Genomic DNA, 22,721 nt, shown 5'->3' on the forward strand with positions numbered 1-22,721 from the left:
CAACTCTACTGAGGTTCCCTCCTCGAGCTATGCGGTTGCCCTTACCTTCACTGATTTAGGGGGAGCAGCCATTGGGGAGCGGGTCATCGTAATTACAACGGTCGCGCCTACTAGCAACAGCAGTCCTGCGATACCGAATGCCCAGTCGTAGCTGCCCGTCGCAGCGATTACGTAGCCGGTGGCGATTGGCGCAATCATGCCGAAAATATTTCCGCCTACCACGACGAACGCCATTGCCTTCGCTACATCTCGTGAATTGGGAAGCAGATCGTTCAGCAACGCAAAATTGAGCGATGTCGTGGATGCGATACCAGTAAGGGTGATCGAGAAGACAACCAGCAGAACAACAAGGTTAGAGGTGAAGGGCACTGCGAGAATGGCCGTACCGGCAAGCATGGATAGCGCGACCGCATTGCGACGCCGGCCTGTGCCGACTCCACTTTTCTTCAGGTACTGATCGCTCAGACGACCGACGAAGACGCAAAGCACGACGGCAGCCGCATAGGGAACTGCGGAGAAGAGACCAGTATGCGTAATGCTCAGACCGCGACTCACCTGAAGGTAGCTTGGCAGCCAGGTAAGGAACAGGTGCTGGGTGTAGACGTTGCAGCCCTGTGTGAGAGCGAGTCCCCACAAGGTCGGGGTGCGCATCAATGACAGAAGACCAGATGATTCGGCATGAAGTGCGCTCGCGTTGATTGGCGCGGGGTTGCGCTCGCGAACAATCTTTTCGCGCTCTTCCGCCTTGAGCCAACGAGCATTTTCTGGGGAGTTGTAAAATGCCAGCCAGGCCGCGAGCCATACGAAGCCAATCCCTCCTGCGATGACGAAAGACATGCGCCACCCGTAGAGAGCAATGAGTGAGCCGAGTATCACCGAGCAGATCGCTGGCCCTGCATAGGATCCGCTGTTAAACACTGAAGTGACCATCCCCCGTTCGTTTGCCGGTATCCACTGTCGAATGACCTTCGCGCCGACAGGGTTGCTGACTGATTCGCCTGCGCCCATCACTAATCGCGCCAGCAGAAGACTTCCGAAGCTGCTGGCCGCGCCGGTAAGGGCCGTTGCAGCCGACCAGACGAAAATCCCGACGCCGGCCATACGCTTGGTACCAAACCGGTCAATGAGAATACCCATCGGAATGAGAAAAAGAGCGTAGCTCCAGATGAACGACGAAAAGAGATAACCCATACCCACGGCTGAGAGCTTGAATTCGCTCGCAATTGGCTTGGCCGCTATCGATAATGCAATCCGGTCCATGTAGTTAATCATTGAAAGCGAAAACAAAAACACGGCTATCCAACCTCTGCGGTATGACATGGTTGTCTCCAATATAGTCACGCGCACCGAACAGACGTAGCCCGGTGGCCGGTAAACCGCATCTCAAGGACGGCGGCGAAAAGATAAGCGTTTGACGATCACAAAACGCAGATCACCACTTTCGAAACGTAGGAGCTTCACATCGTATGAACCAACGAGCATCACGACAAAATGAAGGCTCCTATCAAAAAAACTCTTAAGATTTTTGTAATCACAAAACGCACTATTGGGTGAAAAAAAGCGGCGAAATGCCGCCAGCGTCCGCAACGCTATTTACCGCGTGGCGAATACTTCACGTGAACGAACCTTTGCGCGACGGGCGCCCTCGATGTGATCGCGAAGCAATGCCGCCGCCTTCAGAAGATCTTGATGCTCAATCGCGTCGAGAATTGCGAGATGTTCGAGCGCCTGCTCCTGACGTGGTTTGCGGGTTTTGGCCTGGCGATATTCCACCAGTCGGCGCAGCCGATCCATCCGGCGAACCGAATGGGCGATGAACCGGTTTCCCGACCATTTGGCAATCGTTTCGTGGAAGTCGCTGTTCGCTTCAAAAAGCTCGATGGAGTTCATCGTGAGGTAGCCTCCGTCGACAATGAATTGCTGTCTGCGCTGTAACTCCCTCAATTCAACCCTGTCGGCGCGGAACATCGGCGACAACACGCCGGTAGGTTCGATCGCTGCGCGAAACAGGTAACTCTCCTCGTACGCTTCAACGGAGTCGATCATCGGCATGAACTGCCAGCCATGCCCCACCTGTCGCTCTAGCCATCCTTCCTCCTGCATCAACGACAAAACCCTGCGCAGCGCGCTTCGCGACACTTGGTATTGCCGCATCAGATCCGCTTCGGATATCACGTCTGGCAAACGCTTGGCGAGTCGGTCGTCAGCGATCTTCAGATACAACGGCTCTTCGGGCTCGTCGAAAAACTGCGCCGCGACATCGGTTACTTCCCGCGCCGGTTTTGCCATGAAGAAGCCCCGGTTCGCGTCGTAGAACACAACGCCCAGTGAAACCAGGTGATGCAGGCCAACGTTGACGGGTGAGCGGGATGTCCCAATCCTTTCCGCAAGCACTGATTCAGCGAGTCTGTCGCCCGCCGAGAGGTCGTCGCGTCGTGCGAGCGACAAGATTTCGCGGATCACCCGTGTCTGCAGCGGGGTCAGGGGTGCGGGCGATTGTTCGGTTAAGTCCATATGGGATAGAGGCACTCTATGACCGTTCACGACCGTCAAGTGAGGCGGTGCATCTGAAAGGTCCATCTGGGATTTTGCCATCGCTCGCTCCGATCGGGATCGTGTTGGGCACTCACTGGCTGCACCCACCATATCTGCCGCGTCGTCATGGGGGAAACAGTTATTTTCAGGACGTTACTGATTGCGTTTGATGATCATATAACGCACTTTTGCTTTGTGCAAGGACGTGTCAGGCGAGCGGTGTAAACCCCTATTTTTGCTCTTCAAAATAGCGAAGCAGCTAACCATAGCGGGCAAGCACTGACAAAATTTGCGTTTGCTTATTGCGTTTTATGATCATAGAATGCATTAATCAAAACATAGATCGCACTGCACCTCCCCGGAGAACGCCCAAATGCCCCGCAATCCTCTTCCTAGCCAGACGGTAGATTTCGTCAGAGTCGTTGATGCGACGCAGTCGCTCGATGCCGCTCAATTTGCCCGCCTGCCATATTGCGTTCGTGTGTTTGCCGAAAACATCGTGCGCAGGCAGCCCGGCCCTGAAGCCAGGACGTATCTCTCGGCGCTGGCCGCGCGCCGTCACGACGTTGACTTTCCCTACTACCCGTCGCGCGTAGTGTTGCAGGATTTACTTGGCACCCCAGCGCTTGTGGATCTCGCCGGGATGCGTGATGCAGTGGCCGAAGCCGGCGGCGATCCATCCGCTATCAACCCGGTGGTGCCGACGCATCTCGTGGTAGACCACTCGCTCAATGTTGAGGTGGCGGGGACGGACCCAGAGGCGATGGCCAAGAATATGGCAATTGAGAGAAGCAAAAACGCCGAACGTTTCGAATTCCTCGCATGGTGCAAGCAGGCTTTCTCAAATCTCGACGTCCTGATGCCAGGCAATGGGATCCTGCACCAGGTCAATATCGAACATCTGTCGCCGGTCATTCAGGTAAAAGACGGCGTTGCCTTTCCCGACACGCTGGTGGGAACCGATAGCCACACCACGATGATCAATGCGCTGGGAGTACTGGGCTGGGGCGTTGGCGGTATCGAAGCTGAATCGGTGATGCTCGGTCGTGCCGTATGGTTGCGCCTGCCGACCATCGTCGGTGTAGAACTCAAGGGTTTCCGGCAACCTGGCATTACGGCGACCGATCTGGTCCTCGCAATCACGGAGTTTCTGCGCAAGCAAAAAGTGGTTGGCACGATCATCGAGTTCTACGGCGATGGCGCTCGCGCTATGACGTTGAGTGACCGAGCGACCATCTCGAACATGGCTCCGGAGTTCGGCGCGACTGCCGCGCTATTCGCGATCGACGAAAAAACGCTCGATTTCCTGCGCCTGACTGGGCGCACCGAAGCGCAAATCTCCTTGACCGAAGCCTATGCGAAAGCACAGGGGCTTTGGGCCGATGCATTCGCCCATGCCGAATATGACCGGGTCCTGTCATTCGACCTGTCAACCGTCGGCCGCGCACTGGCCGGGCCGGCCAATCCGCACGACCGCGTGCCGCTCTCCAGTCTCATCTCGAAGGGTATCGCGCGTCCGGCCGAAGCTGTAGCCGAGCAGCCGGATCCGGCGAGCCCGGTCAAACTCTATGACGGGGCCGTCGTCATTGCGGCGATCACGAGTTGCACGAACACCTCCAACCCGCGCAACATGATTGCCGCCGGACTGGTCGCCCGCCGGGCTGTGGAGCTCGGCCTCGAGCGCAAACCGTGGGTTAAGACCTCTCTCGCACCCGGATCGAAGCCGGTCGAAAGCTACCTGCGTGAAGCGAGACTGATGGAGCCGCTTGAAGCACTCGGGTTTGGAATCATCGGCTTCGGCTGCACTTCCTGCAACGGCATGTCTGGTCCGCTTTCGAAAGAAATTGAAGCGGACATTGTGAGCCGTGATGTGCATGCAGTGGCTGTCCTCTCGGGCAATCGCAATTTCAATGGACGTATTCATCCGCGCGTGAAGGAAGCTTTTCTTGCCTCTCCGCCGCTGGTCGTGGCGTATGCGATCGCCGGGACCATTCACGTGGACATCGAGAACGGTGTGCTCGGAACAGACAAGACCGGCGCGCCGGTCTATCTGAAGGATCTGTGGCCGGCTGACGAGGAGATCGACACGCTGCTCAAGGCAAGTGTGCACGGCGAGCAGTATCTCAAGATCTATACGGAGATGTTCCGCAAGAGCGAGCGTGTGCATGGCCAAGCCGCGGTGCCGGCACGCTTTCCGTGGCGCGAGGACAGCAACTACATCTGCCGGCCGCCTTACTGGCAACCCGATCTCATCAGCGCGGCCAGATTTGCGGACATGCGGGCCATCGGTGTGTTTGGCGACAACGTTACGACCGACGACCTTTCACCGTCAGGTGCGATCCTTCCGGAAAGCGCAGCGGGCGAATACCTGATCGAGCACGGCGTTGAGCCGGCGGAATTCAACTCGTACGGCACGCGGCGCGGCGATCATCGGGTGGCGATCCGGGCGACCTTCGCGAACAACCGTCTTCATAACGAGATGGCTAATGGTCAGGAAGGTTCGCTCACGCGACTTGAGCCGGAGGGCAGGATCATGCGTTTGTTCGATGCGGCTGAGCTGTACCTGTCTCGCGGACAGGAGTTAATCGTGATCGCAGGGAAAAACTACGGTTCTGGCTCGTCGCGCGATTGGGCAGCCAAGGGCGTGCGACTCATCGGCGTGCGTGCGGTTGTCTGCGAAAACTTCGAACGCATTCATCGCTCGAATCTCGTTGGCATGGGTGTGCTGCCGCTGGAATTCGCGGAAGGCACCGACCGTTTGACACTCCAGCTCGATGGGTCGGAAATTTACTCGGTTGAGGGCTTGGGGGGAGACGTGTCTTCCGGCGTGACGCTCGGCCTGAAAATCAGGCGCAAAAACGGCGACGTGGTCACTGTGCCGGTCAAATGCCGCATCGACACCGAAGAAGAAGCGGAAATCTTCAATGCCGGTGGGCTGTTGCCGCGCATCTCGGACGAAATGTTCGAGGCGGCGTAAAAATGGCACCCGTCTTCGCCTATGTTGGATGCCGCACGACACACGAGAGAAACGCGCGCGGCAAGGGTATCGGAGTCTACGCGGTGGAGCCTTCGTCTGGATCTTGGGAACACGTCGAATCGTTCGAGCCACTGGAAAACCCAAGCTTCCTGACTTTGAACGAGGCCCAGAACATTCTCTATGCCGTGCACGGCGACGGCACCGAAGTAAGCAGCTACGCGGTCAACGCAACAACTGGAAAACTAACCGCTTTGAATCGTCAACCGTGCGGGGGGCGCAATCCGGTACACCTCGCTCTGTCTCAAAGCGGAGAGTCGCTGGTCGTCGCCAACTATGCAACTGGAAATGCGGCGCAGCTTCCGATCGATCCCGACGGATCACTGGGCAGTGTTGCTTCGTCGGTCCACTTTCCTGGTGCCGCCGGTCCACATCGAATCGAACAGGTTTCGTCGCATCCGCATCACATCTCACGATTCGTGACGCGACGTTACAACACTGACTGGCACATCGTGCCCGACAAGGGACTGGATACAGTTTTTGCAGTCAGGTGGGACGGTGTAGATAGCATGCCAATTCCGACATCCGGCCGGGCGCGGGAAGGCGCGGGGCCGCGCCATGCGGTCTTCCATCCGACCCTTGCGATGATTTACGTCGCAAATGAACTCGATTCAACGCTCACGGCATGGTCCTTCGACCCACTATCCGGTGCGCTCAAACCGTTACACACGATGTCTGTTGTGCCTTGTGACAGCCACAAGTTGTCACGGGCCGCTGGCATCGCGATACGGCACGACGCAACCGCCCTCTACATATCGAATCGCGGCCACGACAGCATCGCGACGGTCGCGCTTGACGGAGCAACTGGCATCCCGTCAAAGGCACGCTGGATTGACGCTCAGGGGCAGTGCCCCAGATTCATCTGTCTCAGTCACGACGGTCGAATGCTCTATGTTGCCAACGAACAGTCCGATTCAATCGTCCAGTACCTCCTTGACGCAAAAACTGGCGCCCCGACGCCAACCGGTCACGTCGTTTCCGCAGGTAGCCCCGTGTGCATCACCTTCAAAACCCAATAGGAGCAGAGCTTGACTCAATATAGGATTCCCGCTGTGTACATGCGCGGCGGCACGAGCAAGGGTGTCTTTTTTCGCGCCGAGAGTCTACCCGCCGATCCCGTTCTTCGCGACAAGATTTTGCTACGCGTGATCGGTAGCCCGGACCCGTACGAAAAGCAGACCGACGGGATGGGCGGTGCCACCTCCAGCACGAGCAAGTTGGTGCTCGTCGGGCCGTCGTCGCGGCCAGACTGCGACGTCAACTACCTCTTTGGCGCGGCTTCCATCGACAAGCCTGTCATCGACTGGTCTGGCAATTGCGGCAATCTCATCTCTGCAGTCGGCCCGTTTGCGATCGAGCAAGGGTTTGTTAAGCCACCTCAGGACGGCGTGGCTATTGTCCGCATCTGGCAGGCGAACATCAATGCGAAGATCATTGCGCATGTTCCAGTGAGAAATGGGGAGGTTGTCGAGGAAGGTGACTTCGAGCTCGACGGTGTGACCTTTCCGGCAGCCGAAATCAAGATCGAATTTCTCAACCCCGGCGGCTCTGAGGATGGTGAAGAGACAACGGGAGGAATGTTTCCAACAGGAAATCCCATAGATTCGCTCGACGTCCCGGGATACGGCACATTCCAGGTCACGATGATCAATGCGGGTAATCCTGCAATCTTCATAACGGCGGAAGATCTGGGTCTGCGTGGCAATGAAATGCAGGCGGACGTGAACGATAACGTCCAGTTGCTGAACAAGTGCGAAGCGATTCGCGCGCACGCGGCGGTTCGGATGGGTCTGGCGGCGACGCCCGAAGAAGTGACGGCACTTCGTCCTCACACGCCGAAGCTGGCGTTTGTCTCTCTACCTACAGAATACGTGGCGTCGAGCGGAAAGCGAGTCGACTTGTCAAGCATCGACATCAACGCGCGAATTTTGTCGATGGGCAAACTTCACCACGCGATGACTGGAACCGGTGCCGTTGCCGTCGCCGTCGCCGGAGCCATACCCGGTACCGTGGTCAACCAGCTTGTCGTAGGGAAAGCGACGAATGAAATCCGTTTCGGACATCCTTCCGGCGCGATGACAGTGGGCGCCGAAGCCGAACAGAAGGATGGTACGTGGATGGTCACGAAGGCAATTATGAGTCGAAGCGCCCGTCGCCTTATGGCGGGTTATGTTTTCGTTCCCTCGTCTCTAGACCCCGAACTTCACTAGCCGCTTTGGCTTTCGTGAGGTGTAGCCTTGGCCACAAGGTCGTTGGCATAGGGGCCAACAGCGACGCGACAACCGGCCAGCCTTCTGGCGTTTCAATCGTCCTTGCCCGGGAGTTTGCGAAGTGTTTGGCGGTCGACATCGAGAGTGTCATCTTCGACGCTGGAGAATAGTCTGTCGAGGCAGTCTGGGACAATCGTGCGGGTATTGGTTTCTTTGCCATATACCCGCTGCGAGCCGCGAGCATTGCATTCACTACGACGTATGTATTAGTTTGAGGGCTTCTACGTAGCGCGAAACGGGTCCGCGATACAAACGAACACCGACATTAATTCAGAGTCCTTGCGTCGCGATTGGCAAGGGGAGGGCCTACGATCTTCTCCTTCCGCGCAAGCTCAAGCGTGTGTAGAGGGACGTTGCGACATGCGTTATCAACAAGTGGCAGCGCCGATGAAACGGCTATCACCTTTTAATCAATCACGAGGCGGGGCAAGTGATGCACCAGCGATGCGATGCATTTCAAGTGCGTTTTGAACGAATCCCGAAGCCTTTATTTCTTCCACAAAATCGGCCAAATACGCTGCGGCGGCCGCTCCCCGGCTCTTCGGTGTTCCCATCGCCTGCTGTATGACCATAAAGCGTTCGTTGAGCAAGCGTAGGCCAAGTGTTTTGGCGGCATCGGCTTCGAGTTGCTGCTTTACGCCTGCGGCCACTTCGAGGTTCTGTTCAACGAAGGTTTGCACGACGGTAGGGGACGTTGGCGCCCGAACGATTTCTGCTTGCTTCAGCTCGCGCGTCAGATACAGGTCGTATGCGCTTCCTTTGCCAACAGCCACACGATTTTCAGCACGATCAACGTCGGCATTCTCGCGGATTACTGACTTGTCGCGCACAAGATAAAAGCCTTCAATCAACACATAGGGTGCGGTGAAGGCGATGCTTGCGCCCCGGACTGGATCGATCGCAAAGAAGCCAAAGTCGGCGTGTTCATTGGTTACCGCTTCAACGGATTTCCCCGCTGCATCGAATACAACTAGCTCGACAGGAACGCCAAGTCGTTTCCCAAATTCCAACGCAATATCCACCGACACGCCAAACGGCTGTCCCGTTGCGGAATCCTTGTTGGCTAGTATCGGATTCCCCAGATTGATTGAAGCACGAAGTCGCCCGGTCGGCGTAAAGGAGGAAAGTATCGAAGCGTTGACTGTCATGAGCGATGTGGAAGAGATCAGGTAAGGATCCGATCTAGGGTTTGAGAATGTTGCTGATGTTGGATAGCGCGTCGAGCGTGTGGCGAAGATGAGCGCGAAGCTCCTCGGACGCTTCTTCGTTGCGTTCTTTCTCCAGTAGATCAAGAACGTTCAGGTGCTGCTTGCAATGCTCGGTATAGCGCTGTCTGTCCTGCATCGAGCGATAGGAGAGTAAGCGTCTGACGCGATTTACGCGCTTGATGGTGTCAATAAAAAATGAGTTGCCCGACGCTTCCACCAACGATTCGTGAAAACGTACCCCTCGGTCGTGAAGCTGGTCAGCGGTATCCGTTTCGATTCCTCCCTGCAGCAAATGTACCTCGGCCGCTCGGCACCGTTTGAGTACCTTTGGATCAAGCCAATATCCGGGTTCTAGCAACGCAGCGGGCTCAAGCGCCAACCGCAGTCGATACGATTTCAAGAGGCTATCCGGGGTGGTCAGCATCGAAGAGAACTGCCAGCCGTAGCCCGGTTTGCGCTCGGCCCAGCCTTCTTGCGAGATGCGCCCAAGCACGGAGTTGAGTTGGGTATTCGTTAATCCGTAGCGCGTTTTGAGCGCCTGCTCTGAGACTTCCTCTGGCAGTAATCCCTTCAGCCTGTCGTCGGCGATTCGAAAATAAACGCTCGTGACGACATCCGCTTCGCCCAAACCAAGCTGGTCGACGACCTGGTCGAGCGGCTGCTCCACTGGCTTTGCCAAGAAAAATCCGCGATTCCGCTCGCGAATTAACACGCCCTTTTCATGCAAGAAGGCGAGAGCATCGTTGACCGGGGAGCGCGACACACGAAGGCGATCCGCGATTAGTTGTGCCGGCAAGTGACTGCCGACAGCCATTCCTTCTGCGTGAATAAACGCGACGATTTGCGAGGCGATCGATTTGTCGATCATGACGATTCTAGCCTGTTCCTTCATTCGGCTCGCACGCTCCGCCTAGGTCGTCAGGTCGGGAGCGATTGCGCTGCCAGTGTTTTTTGCAGGATCAATGGGATTACGCCTCCGGCGCGCAGCAGTGCCGTTTCAAGTTGCGTTTCTACGGCTGCCGTTGCTTCAAATTGGTCGATTTTCCCATCCACACGAACGATTTTGACACCGATTAGGCAACGAGGTGCCAACGTCTCGGCTGATGCGCTGATTTCGAGCTTGTCGCCGGGGCGAACGTTCAACGAAACGGGCGTGATGCCTTCAGGCAGGCGCAGAGGCAGGATGCCCATCCCGATCAGATTCGACCGGTGAATACGCTCGAAGCTGACAGCCAAGACCGCGCGAATGCCGAGCAGTCGCTGGCCTTTCGCGGCCCAGTCGCGCGAGGATCCCGTCCCATATCGCTCGCCGGCGATGAGAACGACCGAGTCTCCATCGGCGCGGTATCGATTGGCAGCTTCGAAGATCGGCAGCACTTCACCAGTCGGGACGTGCAACGTGTTTGCCGTCGGGGCGTCAGCCTTCAATAGATTGACAAGCGTCTTGTTGTAAAAGGCGGCACGCACCATGACTTCCCAGTTCCCGCGGCGAGACGCAAAAACATTGAGGTCGTTACGATCGTCTCCGCGCTCCACCAGGAAGTCAGCGACGTAGCTATCTTTCGGAATCGCACTTGCAGGGGAAATGTGATCGGTTGTTACATCGTCGCCCAGCACGAGCAACGGGTAGGCGATGTAGGTGCCAAGCTGGGAGCCTTCCGAGAGGGAAGCAAAGGGCGGCCGACGCAACGCAGTCGACGCGTGATCCCACGGAAATTGAGCACTTTCCGGGGTTTTCATTTCGTGCCAAAGCGGGTTCTGACTGGCGATAGCGAACGCGCGGGGGTAATCACTCGGCTCCGCAGCCTGCTTCACCAACGCTGCAACTTCCTCGCGGCTTGGCCATAAATCATTCAAGAAAACGGGCTTACCGTCTGCGGTGATTTGCACCGGGTCCTGGCTTAAATCGACTTCCGCGTCACCAGCTAGTGCAAAAGCGATGACCAGGGGCGGTGACATGATGAAGCCCAGATCCAGATCCGGATGAATCCGGCCCGGAAAATTCCGGTTGCCCGACAACATGGCGACGGGATAGACGGACTTGCTTGCGAGCGCTTCCTTGATCGGCTGGGTGAGCTGACCGGAATTTCCAATGCAGGTCGTGCATCCGTATCCAACGATGTCGAACCCTACCGACGACAGGTCATCAATCAAACCAGCACGCTCGAGATACGCCGCGGCAGCGGGCGAACCGGGTCCGAGTGAGGTCTTGATCCATGGCGAGACCTTTAGCCCTCGTTCTCGCGCCTTGCGGGCGACTAGACCCGCCGCGATGAGCAAGGCCGGGTCAGACGTATTGGTGCAACTGGTGATGGCAGCAATCGCCACCGGGTGCTTGGGCATCGACGTCGCGGCGGTGCTTGGTTTAAAAGCAAAAGTTGCAAGCGCCGCCGAGGTTTCTGAATAGTCCAGCAAATCCTGCGGACGGCGTGGGCCGGCGATATGCATGCCGATCTCGCTCAGATCGATGTTGATACTTCGCGTGTAGGTTGGCTCCGCGGACGGGTCAAACCACACACCCAGTCGCTTCGAAAATTCTCCGACCAGTGCGATCGCGCTCGAAGTTCGATTAGTTGTTCGAAGGTACTCGAGCGTGGATTCATCAACCGGAAAAAAGCCCGTGGACGCACCATATTCCGGGGCCATATTCGCGACAACAGACCGGTCGCCAGCAGTCAACGTCGCAACGCCAGGACCAAAGAACTCCACGAACTCGCCAGATACACCGATTTGGCGAAGGCGCTGCGTCACCGTCAACGCCAGGTCGGTTGCGAGCGTCCCGGGTCGGAAAGCGCCCGTCAAGCGAACGCCAATGACATCAGGAATTCGCTGCATCACGGGCATGCCAAACATCACCGTCTGCGCTTCCAGACCTCCAACGCCCCATCCAAGTACGCCGATGCCGTTGATCATTGGCGTGTGGCTGTCGGTGCCGATCAAGGTGTCTGGTACCGCCCAGCGCTCATTGTCACGTTCTACGACCGAGACAACCGTTGCCAGCTGCTCAAGATTGATGGTGTGCATGATCCCCGTTCCCGGCGGATGAATCCGCACTCCGGTCAACGCTTTCGATGCCCAGCAAAGAAATCGATACCGCTCGTTATTACGCCGAAGCTCGAGTGACAGGTTCATCGGCGCAGCATCGGGTCGGGCGAAATATTCAACCGCCAATGAGTGATCAACCGACGAATCCACGGGTAGTACCGGATTGAGGGCGTTCGGATCAGCACCCGCTTCGGCGAGCGCGTCGCGCATGGCCGCGACATCGACCAGCGCAGGCGTGCTCGTCGTGTCGTGCATCAACACGCGATTGGGCTGGAATGCGATTTCGACCTCGCTCGTGCCGCGCTCGAGCCAACCGAAGATCCCGTCGACCGCGAGCCGGCGCTCTTCGCCGTCCGTATTGCGGATCGCGTTTTCCAGTAACAGGCGCAATACAACCGGCAACCGCGTGAACTTAGTGCCGAACATTCCCGGAAGATCGATGAACCGAAAAGCTTCATCGCCGGACCGCAGGCTCGCTTGTGGGGGGGAGTAAGTGTTTTCCATAACTGTATTTTTGCACTTTCACGAGTAAAAATGCAATCTAGTGAAAACCCCAGAAGAAAAATTGTGGAGACGAGACCGTGGATCTAAAAGATCAATTGACTGCTGTTGGTTCGACCGTAGCGAACATGAGACGCCGTCGTCTTCTTCAGAGCGCCGCGTCGATAAGTGCCCTGGCGACAATTTGGTCCACGTTTCCCACGGCCTTTGCAGCAGCTAACCGGGCAAACCGCCCCTCGAATTCGAAAGGAAATCGTATGTTTGCTTATGTTGGCTGCCGTACCACTCGCGAACGCAATGCCCGAGGTGACGGTATCAGCGTCTATTCAGTCGATGAGGAGTCTGGGAAGCTTGAACGGGTTCAACTTCTAAAGGACCAAGTCAATCCGTCGTTTCTGGCACTGAGCGCCAACGGCGAGCGCCTCTACACTGTCCACGGCGATCTCAGTGACATCAGTTCTTACGCGGTGGACAAAGCGACTGGGAAAATTGCGTTCATCAACAAGCAAAGCACACAAGGCCAGAACCCGGTTCATCTGGCGATCGATCCGAAGGGTCGTTATGTGGTCGTGTCGAACCATATTGGATCAAGCCTCGCTGTGTTGCCTATTGCTGACGATGGCTCGCTTAAAGAGCTAACGCAACTCGTGAAGCTCGAAGGTCCGCTCGGTCCGCACCGGGTCGAGCAAAAGGTGCCGAAGCCCCATTTCAACCCGTTCGACCCGTCAGGCGAGTTTGTCATCGTGCCGGCCAAGGGGCTGGATCAGATCCTGACTTACCGATTCAAGGACGGACAACTCACGCCAGGCACACCAGCGTTCGTTTCAACACGAGAGACGTCAGGGCCTCGTCATATTGCGTTCCACTCGAAATCGGGCTTCGCATACTGCGTCAATGAACTTGACTCAACGGTCACTACCTACCGGTACTTGCCCAGCAACGGTTCTCTGCAGCCTTTGCAAACGGTTTCGACGCTGCCAGACACCTTCACGGGCAATAGCCGCGCGTCCGAGATCGAAGTCGATAGCACGGGCCAATACGTATATGCGTCCAATCGGGGATATGACAGCGTCGCCGTGTTCAAGGTTGATCAGGACACCGGTTTCTTGAGTCTGGTTGAAGTCGAACAAAGCCGAGGTCGTACGCCTAGGTTCATGACATCGACGCCAAACGGCCGGTTCATGTTCGTCTTGAATGAAGAAAGCGACAACATCGTCGCGTTTGCTGTGGACCACACGTCCGGACGGATCAAGCCAACAGGATTTTCCGTTCAAACCGGCAGCCCGGTTTGCATGATCTTCTCGCAACATCAAGCGTAAGCACCTCTGAATCTTTACGGGCATCGAGCGGCTTGACGCCGATGAGACTGATATGCAAGCACCATCAGCAATAAACGAAACAGCGCTCGTCAGGAAAATTTCGTGGCGCATCATTCCGTTCGTTTTCATCCTTTACATCGTCTCGTATCTGGATCGGGCGAACATTGGGTATGCGGCGCTTCAGATGAACAAGGAACTTGCCCTTAGCAGTGAAGCGTTTGGCTTCGTCTCGGGCATCTTCTTCATCGGATATTTCCTCTTTGAAGTGCCCAGCAATGTGATGCTCAACAAGTACGGTGCGCGCGTCTGGATCGCACGTATTCTGCTGACATGGGGAGCTGTCGCGATCGTCTCTGCGTTTGTCCAAAACGCTACTCAGCTTTATATCTTGCGGTTTCTGCTCGGGGTTTCGGAAGCCGGCTTTTTCCCAGGCATCATCGTCTACCTGACGTACTGGTTTCGTGCCAAAGAATTAGCGACGACCGTTGCCCTGTTCACGGCCGCCATCCCGGTTTCGTACATCATTGGCGCGCCGCTTAGCACGTGGATCATGGATAACGTCCATTGGCTGCAGTGGAGTGGATGGCGATGGATGCTGGTCCTCGAAGGTGCGCCTGCCCTACTTGGCGCCGTGATGTGCTTTCTCTACTTGGCCGATCGCCCGAAGGATGCCAAGTGGTTGAAGCCTGATGAGCGTGACTGGTTGCTGGCTGAACTTGAGGAGGACAAGAAAGCACGCCCAAGTGTGAAACACATCGGGACGTTCAAGGTGCTCGCCAGTCCGAAGGTCCTTTACCTGTCGTTCATTTACTTTGTCTACCAGTGCGGAAGCTTGGGCGTCGGTTACTGGATGCCGCAAATCATCAAGGCGTTCTCAACAAAGATCAGCCATACCGAAATCGGGCTGATCGCGACGATCCCTTACATATTTGCAACAGCGGTCATGGTGCTGTGGTCACGTAGCTCTGATCGTCGGAGCGAGCGCCGGCTGCATTCGGCGATTCCGTTGGCCGTCGCAGCAGCAGCCTTGTTCGGAGCCAGCATGGCGACAAATCCATATGTCTCCATTTCGATGATCAGTTTGAGCCTCGCGGGCTTGTACGCGTTTAAATCCCCGTTCTGGGCTTTGCCTACGCTGTTTCTCTCACGCTCAAGCGCCGCGGTTTCCATTGCCGTTATCAACTCAATCGGCAATTTGGGCGGGTTCGTCGGCCCCTTTGCCATTGGCTACATCAAGGAGCAGGGCGGAAGCTCGACTACCGGCCTGCTGTTCCTTTCTGGGCTTCTGGTCGTGTCATTCTTCATGACCAACTTTATTCGCATAAAGGAACATATTTCGGAGGTTTCCGGGGTAGAGGCTGTCCCATCGAACAAGAGTGCTTGAACGCGGCAGCCATTGACCGTTACGAGTTCACTCGCGCTCCAAAAATCAGCAAATTTTTATAACAACTTAGCGTGGGTGGAGGTCCCAACGAAAAAAGCGAGTTCGGAAAGAATGGCCTGCCGTAGCTAGCTGTCATTTACTATGACTGCCATGATGTCTCCGGGACGATCAGAAGTAATGTTTGAAGAATGGAATAAACGATGTTGATGATGATAAAAGCCGTCGTGCTGTTCCGATAGAGCCGGAAACTACTCAGCACATAGCAGCAGGCCGCGTGCGATGCCAACTTTGGATCGTGTCGAACGCTGGCGAACAAAGACCGCATCGCCGTGTCTGCATTCGTTGACCCAGGTCAAGCCGGGCCTCGTCGCCAAATCTACACTCTCAACGTTAGAAGGCTCGTTCCACGCAAAGGGGATTGACGTTGAGAGCATTCGTGTATCACGGACCCGGCGGAGAATCTCTTGGGAGTGAAAGGCGGGGAAGAGCATATCAAGCCACCGGGCATGATTCCGCGAAGTGACGGCCACGCAATTATTTCCGTAGGATTTCGCTCTTTTTTGCGACTAAGCAACAGCCAGAAATATTTCATGACAAAGCGGTTGATCAAAGTGTTCGACGGCAGCGGTGCCGTCATCCACTCCACCGCTGCAGCATCGATCTCTCGGATATTGGTTGCCGCCCTCGGCACCGGTATCCTTTGCCGTTAGCTTCTGTGGCCGGCTTTTTTATTAGTTGCCTCTGCCTAACCCAAAGATGGCCGCATGGAACAATGTGTCGCCAAGCGATGTGGGTGAGGCAGGCCTAACTTGCGTATTTCAGCGTTCGATGGGCATGGCTAACGCGTACGGAGACGCGGCGGCAGATGACCCGTTTCGGGTTGCGAAGGCCTTATCGGTGTTCCGACTGCCCTACGGTTCCAAGTGTGTCGGCGTGACGGCCCGATCGGCGACTGTCCCCAGGATGCGTCGCACTCGATCGAAGTCAACGGGTTTGACCAGATAATGGTCTATTCCAGCCTTCAACCCGAGCTGTCGATCTGTTTCGTGACCATATCCAGTAATTGCCACAAGAACCGTGTGGTCGAGACTCGGTTGTTCTCTGATGCGCGATGCCACCTCGTAGCCGTTCAGCCCGGGCAAGCCTATGTCGAGAAGCACGACGTCAGGCCGAAATTCGGAGGCGGCTCGAAGCGCGCTATTGCCATCGTGCTCCATCCTTACGACATGCCCGAGCATTCCCACCAGCATCGCCATACTCTCTGCGGTGTCGACGTTGTCATCCACTACGAGAATTCGCAACGCGGTCGTTGATTCAATACTTGATTCGGTCACGGGTAACGTTTGCGTTGCTGACGATGCTGCGATCGGCAGGCGTATGACAAATTCCGTTCCTTCGTTCAAGACGCTATGAACATCGATGATCCCATCGTGCATTTCCACGATACGTTTTACTAACGCGAGGCCGATCCCCAGTCCACCGCGGGAGCGCGCAAGGGACCGCTCTGCTTGTGTGAAAAGTTCGTAAATATGTGGTAGTAATTCCGGGGCTATGCCGACGCCGCTATCTCTTACGCGCACAACGCAATTAGTCTCTTCGAGCTCGACCGACAATGCTATTGTGCCGCCTTCATCGGTGTATTTGGCTGCATTTGCTAGAAGGTTGACCATCGCCTGTTCGAGCCGCGATGCGTCTCCGTTGATCCATATTAGGTTCTCTCCAAGCGACTTGGAGACTCTATGGTGCCGTTGTTCAATCAGCGGTTGAGTTGTCTCGAGGGCCCGACTCAGTATTTCCTGGATGGTCACGCGCTCAAGCCTCAACCGCACCCGTCCCGTCGTAATCCTCGACACTTCGACTAAATCATCGACCAGTCGCGTCAACTGAACGAGTTGCCGCTCGATGATGACGCACGCGCGATCCATTGTGGCGTCTTTGATCTCGTGGTGGCGCAGGAGCCGGACAGCGTTGGTGATATGAGCAAGGGGGTTGCGGAGCTCATGGCTGAGCATCGCAAGAAACTCATCCTTCTTATGGTGCAATTCTGTAAGCGCTGCTGCCTGCTGCTTCAGAACGTCTTGCATGCGCACGCGATCGCTGATATCACGGATATTGCATTGAGCGATCGGCTGGCCGGCGACCGAGTAGACATTGCTGATGAATTCCACCTCGGCCGGCTTTCCTGCCATGGTCTTCAGCGGGAGACTATCGTAACGGACATACCCGTATTGCTGCAGATGCGTGTAAGTGGCCTGACTCGCTTCTTTGTCGGCAAAGAACCCGATTTCCCAGAGCTCTTTCCCGACCAGCGCACCGTGGGAATAACCTAGAAGATCAGCGATGTACCGATTGGCATCGACGATGACAAGCGTCTGAGCATCAAGAATGAGGATGCCGTCCTTGGCTGTCTCGAACAGTCGTCGATAACGCAGTTCTGAGTCTCGTAATGCGCGCTCTGCAGACCGACGTTCCGATACGTCTTCAATCGTGACTAAGATTAGATTGTTTGTTAGGCCGAACAAGCTGAGAGCGGTGGCACTCACTTGCATCGCGCGTTTGCCCAAAGAGGGAAAGAAGTCTTCGACAAGACAGCATCGGCTGCTCTGCTGGCCCTGTAGAAGCCCATCCAAAACCCCATCAACGTCGATTTTGGCCCATTGCCCGTTTCCCAGTGCATCTAGCTTGATCCCAAGGGTCTCTGCCGCCGTGACACCGAAAGTGCGGTAAAACTCAGGGTTCGCTGCATCAATGCTTAGATCAGGATTCAACACCAAAAGCGGGAAGGGTAGCGAATCGATTACGCTCTGCGCCGCGCTGTGTTTTTCCGCAGAAAAAGAATTTTCATCACTTCGAGGGATCTCCTCCGCGAATATCAAAAGTCCTGTAGCTACCCCTTGAGGTGGGTTCAAATCGATCGCGCTACCGATCACATATTTTGACAAACCGCTCTTGGTCGAAATCGCTCCGCTGACCGACCGCGAATTGTGTTCTGGGGAAATTTTCCTGGAGATTTCAAACAATCCCTCGGGGTCGTTCTCCGTTGAAAAAACGTGCTGCAGCGTCCTACCGCGCGCCTCGGCAATGCTCCACTCAGTAAGGCTTTCTGCTTTCGTATTCATCCAAAGCACGCGTCCCGTGACGTCAACAGTGATAACTGAATCGAACTGGATGAGGTCGGGATCAGCGAGTCTTCCGAAGTCATAGGCCTCTGGCGGCTGACGATCTATGTTCATTCAAAATTCCATAATGTGTCGCCGCACTGGTGGCATTAACCCGTAGCTGTTTAAAACACGGGTTTGCAAGTAGCAAAAAAGTTGACTGCCAAGCTATTGTGCTGCGCGTGCAAAAGAAGGGGATGTATCAAGCGCGCTCAACGCAGGAATCGCTAAGAGTGACGCGCCCAATAGTAGGAGGCCTGATAGAGAACCGTCTGTTAAAAGTATTAAGCAGATGGCGAAAAGTCGATGATCTCCCTGCCGGGTCTTACAGTCCGCATTAACTTATATTCTGTTTCCAATGTGTTCACAAGGAATAATGTGTATCCGATATGTCCATGTTCGGAATGAAATAGTGTTTCAGTAAAGCGTTGACTACAACATTTGGTTGCTCGTTCGCAGCGTTGATCGGCAGAATAACGTCGTTCCCTCGTACACAGCCGCCGTCGTTGATCGCAGTTGTTTTGACGTAGTGTGAAAAGGTGTTTGGAGCTTGGTCAAAGAAAGGGCTTTGGGGGCGCAAAGTCCGTAAACCGGTAAAACTGCGCGAAATCAGTTGATATTTCATTTATAACGCTGGACGGAACGTCGTAAGGGTGATTAACTGGATTAATTCCTCCTGCATGACGAGCGGGCACCGAGCTTCTAGGTGAGAAGTTATGAGCGAACGGCTAGTCGACGTAATGATAGAGGCGAAACGGTTATACACAGATATCCGGTCACGATTAATGGGTCGCGTGGCATTGCATGCAATCAGCAGTTTGAAGCTAGTGCTCTGGAGGCGGCCGCCCATGGTCAACTCTTACCCAATGACTTGGCTGGTTTACAGTCCGGATGCATGTGAGTCGAGCAGAGCAGTTGGCGTCCTACGGGGACGATGTCAATGAAGCTTCCGAGACGAAACTCGGCTTAGAACAGTGCGTGCGTGCGCGAGCATATTTCCTTTGGGGGAGCGGTGGCCGTCTGGACGGAAAATCAGCAGATTTTAGCATTGCACTCTGGACCAGCATATCCGCGAGCGGGCCCACGCGGTTTGGGAGCAAGAAGGTAGACTCACCGGTGGGCAAGATGGGGGTTGGCGCCGCTTATGCGATTTTCAATCGTAGTGCGCTACGATGATGTTTGGTTCAGGTGGTTTATAGGGACGCCGCTCGTCGAAGAACAGTATGTTTTGCTTCTCTCTGATGTTGACCGCCCCCTTTGGCGCCAACGTCCTCAGCTTTGGTTTCCGTGGTCGGCATTTTTATTCCCTTTGTTGGCGTAGGTTTATTCAGGTGCCATTGACGTGGCGTGCCACGCGGGCAACGCGTTACTTAATAACCTTTTTACAGCATTGAAAATTTTAGATGTCATTGAATTGCCTACGGACCCCAACTAGACATAGGTGACCTTTGTTTTGTTCCACTTTCTTCAAGCGCCGGCGTGAGGCAAAAATGACTGTGCGTTCCGAACGATCTTCCAATAGCGCATTCACCGACAGATACATCGAAAGCGCGCCTGACGGCGCCTTCGAACATACGTTATTGCGAGCACTTGCACAGAATGTGCCGCACCGCATTTATGCAAAAGATTTGCATGGCCGTTTCATCTTCGCTAACGACTCGGTAGCAAAAGGCATGGGAGTTTCCGATTCTACTGAACTGCTGGGAAAAACTGATTTCGATTTCTATCCATTCGAGCTTGCCAGCGAGTATCACCGGCAAGAACAGGAGGTTCTAAGGCACGGGCGCTCGCTGCTCAATCAGGAGGAGCATGCGAAATATCTCCTACTAGAATCCGAAGCGTGGCTAGTTACGACGAAGGTCGCCGTGCGCAATGAAGCAGGGGAAATTATCGGTCTGGTAGGAATCAACTATGAAATCACCACTCAGAAGGCAGCTGAACTGGCGTTGCAAGCAGCTCATGCGATGGCAGCAGATGCCACGTTGCGACTGCAAGCCACTGTTGCGCGGCTTGATCTAGAGGTAAAAGAGCGCCAACGCTTCGAGCAGGAACTTCGCCACCAAGCCATGCACGACGCGCTCACTGGTCTGCCGAACCGGGCGTTGCTAATGGACCGCATTGAACAAGCCATCGAACTCGCCCGGCATCGCAACCAACCGCTCACGCTGTTGTTCCTTGATTTAGACCGTTTCAAGCTTGTCAACGACAGTCTTGGTCACGCCGCAGGGGATGAACTACTAAGGGTCCTAACCCGGCGGCTTGGCCGCGTAATGAGCTTAGGTGACACCCTGGGCCGCCTTGGCGGTGATGAGTTCATTCTCTTACTCACCGAGCCCATGTCGGCTAACGCTTTTGCTGATCTGACCGGAAACCTTCTGCGCGTCGTGGCCGAGCCGGTGCTCATCGCTGAGCGCGAGGTGTCCGTTACCTGCAGCCTGGGCTACTGCGTCTATCCCCGGGACGGAGCGGATGTGACCACGTTGGTTAAGCATGCCGACGCCGCCATGTACGGCGCAAAAAAAGACGGCGGTAATCGGGTGTGGCAATACACGGCGGCGTTAAGTTCGCACGCCGGCGAGCGGTTGGAGCTAGAGACGCAGCTAAAGCCCCCTGCGTCACAATAGTTGTCGCCTCTGAATTTTCTTAGTGAAGAGATCAGAGGTGGTAGATTGAAGACGAAACAAACGTATTCAGCCGAGTTTAAAGAGCAGGCGCTTGCGAAGGTCCTAAACCGCGGAAGCCGTACAGTCGGATCCGTGGCCGACGAATTGAACATGAATGCACTGACCTTAAGGAAGTGGATGAGAGGTAGCGCCACGGCAGGTCGGAGCTTGGACTCCGGACACGCAAAACGTCCAGAAGACTGGTCGCCGGAAGAGCGACTGGTGGCTTTGCATGAGAGCCATGGGTTGGTCGATGAAGCCCTGAACGCGTGGTGTCGCGAGCGGGGTTTGTTTGCCCATCATCTTGCGCAGTGGGGTGCGGATTTTTGCGTCGCCGGCAGGGCTGGCCATCGCCAAGAGAGCGCTCAGGAGATCCGTGAACTGAAGCAGGCCAATATGCAACTTCAGCGCGAATTGAACCGTAAGGAGAAGGCCTTGGCTGAAGCGGCAGCGCTGTTGGTGCTGCAAAAAAAGTATCGTGCGTTGTTCGAGGACGAGGCGTCATGACCGCCCTTGAAGATCGCAAAACAGTGATCCGTTTGATCGGCGAGGCCACCTCGGCCGGGGCTCGGCAAGCACCTGCGTGTAGCATACTGGGATTGAGCGAGCGTACTGTGCAACGTTGGCTGTGCGGTGAACCTGACTCGCTCGATGGGCGCTCGACGCGACACTATGAACCGTCCCATAAGCTTTCTGCTGATGAACGCGCGGAACTGCTGGCCGTGGCGAACTCTGCCGAATTCGGGCATCTGCCGCCCAGTCAAATCGTTCCCCGGCTGGCCGATCAGCAACGCTACATTGCCTCGGAATCAACCTTCTACCGCGTCCTGCGAGACGAGAACCAACTCGCTCACCGGCGCAGCGAGCGGGCGCCCCGCTCGTGCCGCAAGCCACGCGCTGTCATGGCCGATGCGCCGAACCAGCTTTACAGCTGGGATATCACTTACCTGCCTTCAGCGATTCGCGGGCAGTACTTTTATCTCTATCTATTTATGGACGTGTTCAGCCGCATGATCGTCGGCTGGCAGGTCTATGCCGAGGAGAGCGGTGCCCAGGCAAGCGAGGTCCTCAAGGATCTCTGCGCGCGTGAGGCGATACAGCCAGATCAAGTCATTCTGCATTCCGACAATGGTGGCCCGATGAAGGGCGCCACGATGCTGGCTACCTTGCAGTCCCTGGGCGTCATGCCGTCATTGAGTCGCCCGGGAGTCAGCAACGACAATCCTTATTCAGAATCGCTGTTCAAAACGCTGAAATACCGTCCGGCCTATCCGCTCAAACCGTTCGACACATTATGCGCCGCGCGCGATTGGGTCACCGAACTGGTGCGCTGGTACAACCATGAGCATCGCCACAGCGCGATTCGCTTCGTCACGCCAGCCCAGCGTCACCGAAATCTCGACCAAGACATCTTGAATCGTCGTGCAACCCTCTACGAGAGCGCTCGACAAAATAATCCGCTGCGATGGAAAAGCCAAACGCGCAACTGGCAACGCATTCATGTGGTCCATCTCAATCCGGATCGCGACGACAAAATCAGCGCCGTTTCGCAACCCCGTAACCAGGAGCTAAAAGCAGCTTAAATCTCATGCGTCGAGGCGACA

The 22,721-nt window shown here is 55.8% G+C and carries 17 protein-coding genes; 10 read left to right on the top strand and 7 right to left on the bottom strand.

The features are described 5' to 3' along the window. Positions 1-27: 27 nt before the first annotated feature. Both AXG89_RS23060 and AXG89_RS23065 read right to left on the bottom strand, forming a co-directional pair. Positions 28-1,320, bottom strand: a complete 1,293-nt coding sequence (locus tag AXG89_RS23060) for an MFS transporter (RefSeq protein WP_062172705.1) — start codon at positions 1,318-1,320, stop codon at positions 28-30. A gap of 273 nt (positions 1,321-1,593) precedes the next feature. After that, positions 1,594-2,595 (bottom strand): GntR family transcriptional regulator, encoded by a 1,002-nt coding sequence (locus tag AXG89_RS23065; protein ID WP_236873530.1) that lies wholly within the window; start codon positions 2,593-2,595, stop codon positions 1,594-1,596. 313 nt (positions 2,596-2,908) lie between these two features. On the opposite strand from AXG89_RS23065, the gene acnA (AXG89_RS23070) reads away from it, so the two are divergent. Genes acnA (AXG89_RS23070) through prpF form a run of 3 tightly spaced genes read left to right on the top strand, consistent with a single transcriptional unit; the run spans position 2,909 to position 7,779 of the window. Next, positions 2,909-5,512 carry an aconitate hydratase AcnA gene (acnA, locus tag AXG89_RS23070; RefSeq protein WP_062172707.1) on the top strand — a complete coding sequence of 868 codons (2,604 nt, stop codon included), beginning with the start codon at positions 2,909-2,911 and terminating at the stop codon, positions 5,510-5,512. 2 nt (positions 5,513-5,514) lie between these two features. Beyond that, a complete protein-coding gene (locus AXG89_RS23075; RefSeq protein ID WP_062172709.1) occupies positions 5,515-6,588 on the top strand; it encodes a lactonase family protein in 1,074 nt (357 codons plus the stop codon). Positions 6,589-6,597: 9 nt separating this feature from the next. Next, positions 6,598-7,779 (top strand): 2-methylaconitate cis-trans isomerase PrpF, encoded by a 1,182-nt coding sequence (gene prpF / locus AXG89_RS23080; RefSeq protein ID WP_062172711.1) that lies wholly within the window; start codon positions 6,598-6,600, stop codon positions 7,777-7,779. A 470-nt stretch (positions 7,780-8,249) separates the two neighbouring features. On the opposite strand, the gene AXG89_RS23085 is transcribed toward prpF, so the two are convergent. Genes AXG89_RS23085 through acnA (AXG89_RS23095) form a run of 3 tightly spaced genes read right to left on the bottom strand, consistent with a single transcriptional unit; the run spans position 8,250 to position 12,596 of the window. After that, on the bottom strand, positions 8,250-8,987 hold the full coding sequence (locus tag AXG89_RS23085; RefSeq protein WP_062172713.1) for an ABC transporter substrate-binding protein: 738 nt from the start codon (positions 8,985-8,987) through the stop codon (positions 8,250-8,252). A 34-nt stretch (positions 8,988-9,021) separates the two neighbouring features. After that, the gene (locus tag AXG89_RS23090) at positions 9,022-9,915 is read right to left on the bottom strand and encodes a GntR family transcriptional regulator (RefSeq protein ID WP_062172715.1); all 894 of its coding nucleotides are present in this window, start codon (positions 9,913-9,915) and stop codon (positions 9,022-9,024) included. Between the two features lie 50 nt (positions 9,916-9,965). Next, complete coding sequence (gene acnA / locus AXG89_RS23095) at positions 9,966-12,596, bottom strand: aconitate hydratase AcnA (RefSeq protein WP_062172718.1); 2,631 nt, start codon at positions 12,594-12,596, stop codon at positions 9,966-9,968. Positions 12,597-12,850: 254 nt separating this feature from the next. On the opposite strand from acnA (AXG89_RS23095), the gene AXG89_RS23100 reads away from it, so the two are divergent. The 3 genes from AXG89_RS23100 (at position 12,851) to AXG89_RS42285 (ending at position 16,006) form a co-directional block, all read left to right on the top strand. Beyond that, positions 12,851-13,912 carry a lactonase family protein gene (locus tag AXG89_RS23100; RefSeq protein ID WP_062172720.1) on the top strand — a complete coding sequence of 354 codons (1,062 nt, stop codon included), beginning with the start codon at positions 12,851-12,853 and terminating at the stop codon, positions 13,910-13,912. A gap of 52 nt (positions 13,913-13,964) precedes the next feature. After that, positions 13,965-15,296, top strand: coding sequence for an MFS transporter (locus AXG89_RS23105; protein WP_062172722.1), 1,332 nt, complete (start codon positions 13,965-13,967; stop codon positions 15,294-15,296). Between the two features lie 464 nt (positions 15,297-15,760). After that, on the top strand, positions 15,761-16,006 hold the full coding sequence (locus tag AXG89_RS42285; RefSeq protein ID WP_144029351.1) for a hypothetical protein: 246 nt from the start codon (positions 15,761-15,763) through the stop codon (positions 16,004-16,006). A 201-nt stretch (positions 16,007-16,207) separates the two neighbouring features. On the opposite strand, the gene AXG89_RS23110 is transcribed toward AXG89_RS42285, so the two are convergent. Both AXG89_RS23110 and AXG89_RS42290 read right to left on the bottom strand, forming a co-directional pair. After that, positions 16,208-18,529 carry a hybrid sensor histidine kinase/response regulator gene (locus tag AXG89_RS23110; RefSeq protein ID WP_062172724.1) on the bottom strand — a complete coding sequence of 774 codons (2,322 nt, stop codon included), beginning with the start codon at positions 18,527-18,529 and terminating at the stop codon, positions 16,208-16,210. 289 nt (positions 18,530-18,818) lie between these two features. Then, positions 18,819-19,079, bottom strand: coding sequence for a hypothetical protein (locus AXG89_RS42290; RefSeq protein ID WP_144029352.1), 261 nt, complete (start codon positions 19,077-19,079; stop codon positions 18,819-18,821). Positions 19,080-19,509: 430 nt separating this feature from the next. On the opposite strand from AXG89_RS42290, the gene AXG89_RS43125 reads away from it, so the two are divergent. The 4 genes from AXG89_RS43125 to AXG89_RS23125 all read left to right on the top strand — a co-directional run bounded on the left by AXG89_RS43125 (position 19,510) and on the right by AXG89_RS23125 (position 22,700). Continuing rightward, positions 19,510-19,617: a DUF2934 domain-containing protein gene (locus AXG89_RS43125; protein ID WP_082771648.1), complete on the top strand. Its 108-nt coding sequence runs from the start codon at positions 19,510-19,512 to the stop codon at positions 19,615-19,617. A 327-nt stretch (positions 19,618-19,944) separates the two neighbouring features. After that, positions 19,945-21,078, top strand: a complete 1,134-nt coding sequence (locus AXG89_RS23120) for a sensor domain-containing protein (protein WP_062172726.1) — start codon at positions 19,945-19,947, stop codon at positions 21,076-21,078. A 45-nt stretch (positions 21,079-21,123) separates the two neighbouring features. Further along, on the top strand, positions 21,124-21,624 hold the full coding sequence (locus tag AXG89_RS44725; RefSeq protein ID WP_062172171.1) for a transposase: 501 nt from the start codon (positions 21,124-21,126) through the stop codon (positions 21,622-21,624). After that, positions 21,621-22,700 (top strand): IS3 family transposase, encoded by a 1,080-nt coding sequence (locus AXG89_RS23125; RefSeq protein ID WP_062172173.1) that lies wholly within the window; start codon positions 21,621-21,623, stop codon positions 22,698-22,700. Before AXG89_RS44725 ends, AXG89_RS23125 begins: the two co-directional genes overlap by 4 nt. The last annotated feature ends 21 nt before the right edge of the window (positions 22,701-22,721 follow it).

The sequence above is a fragment of the Burkholderia sp. PAMC 26561 genome (genome assembly GCF_001557535.2).
Lineage (GTDB): Bacteria > Pseudomonadota > Gammaproteobacteria > Burkholderiales > Burkholderiaceae > Caballeronia.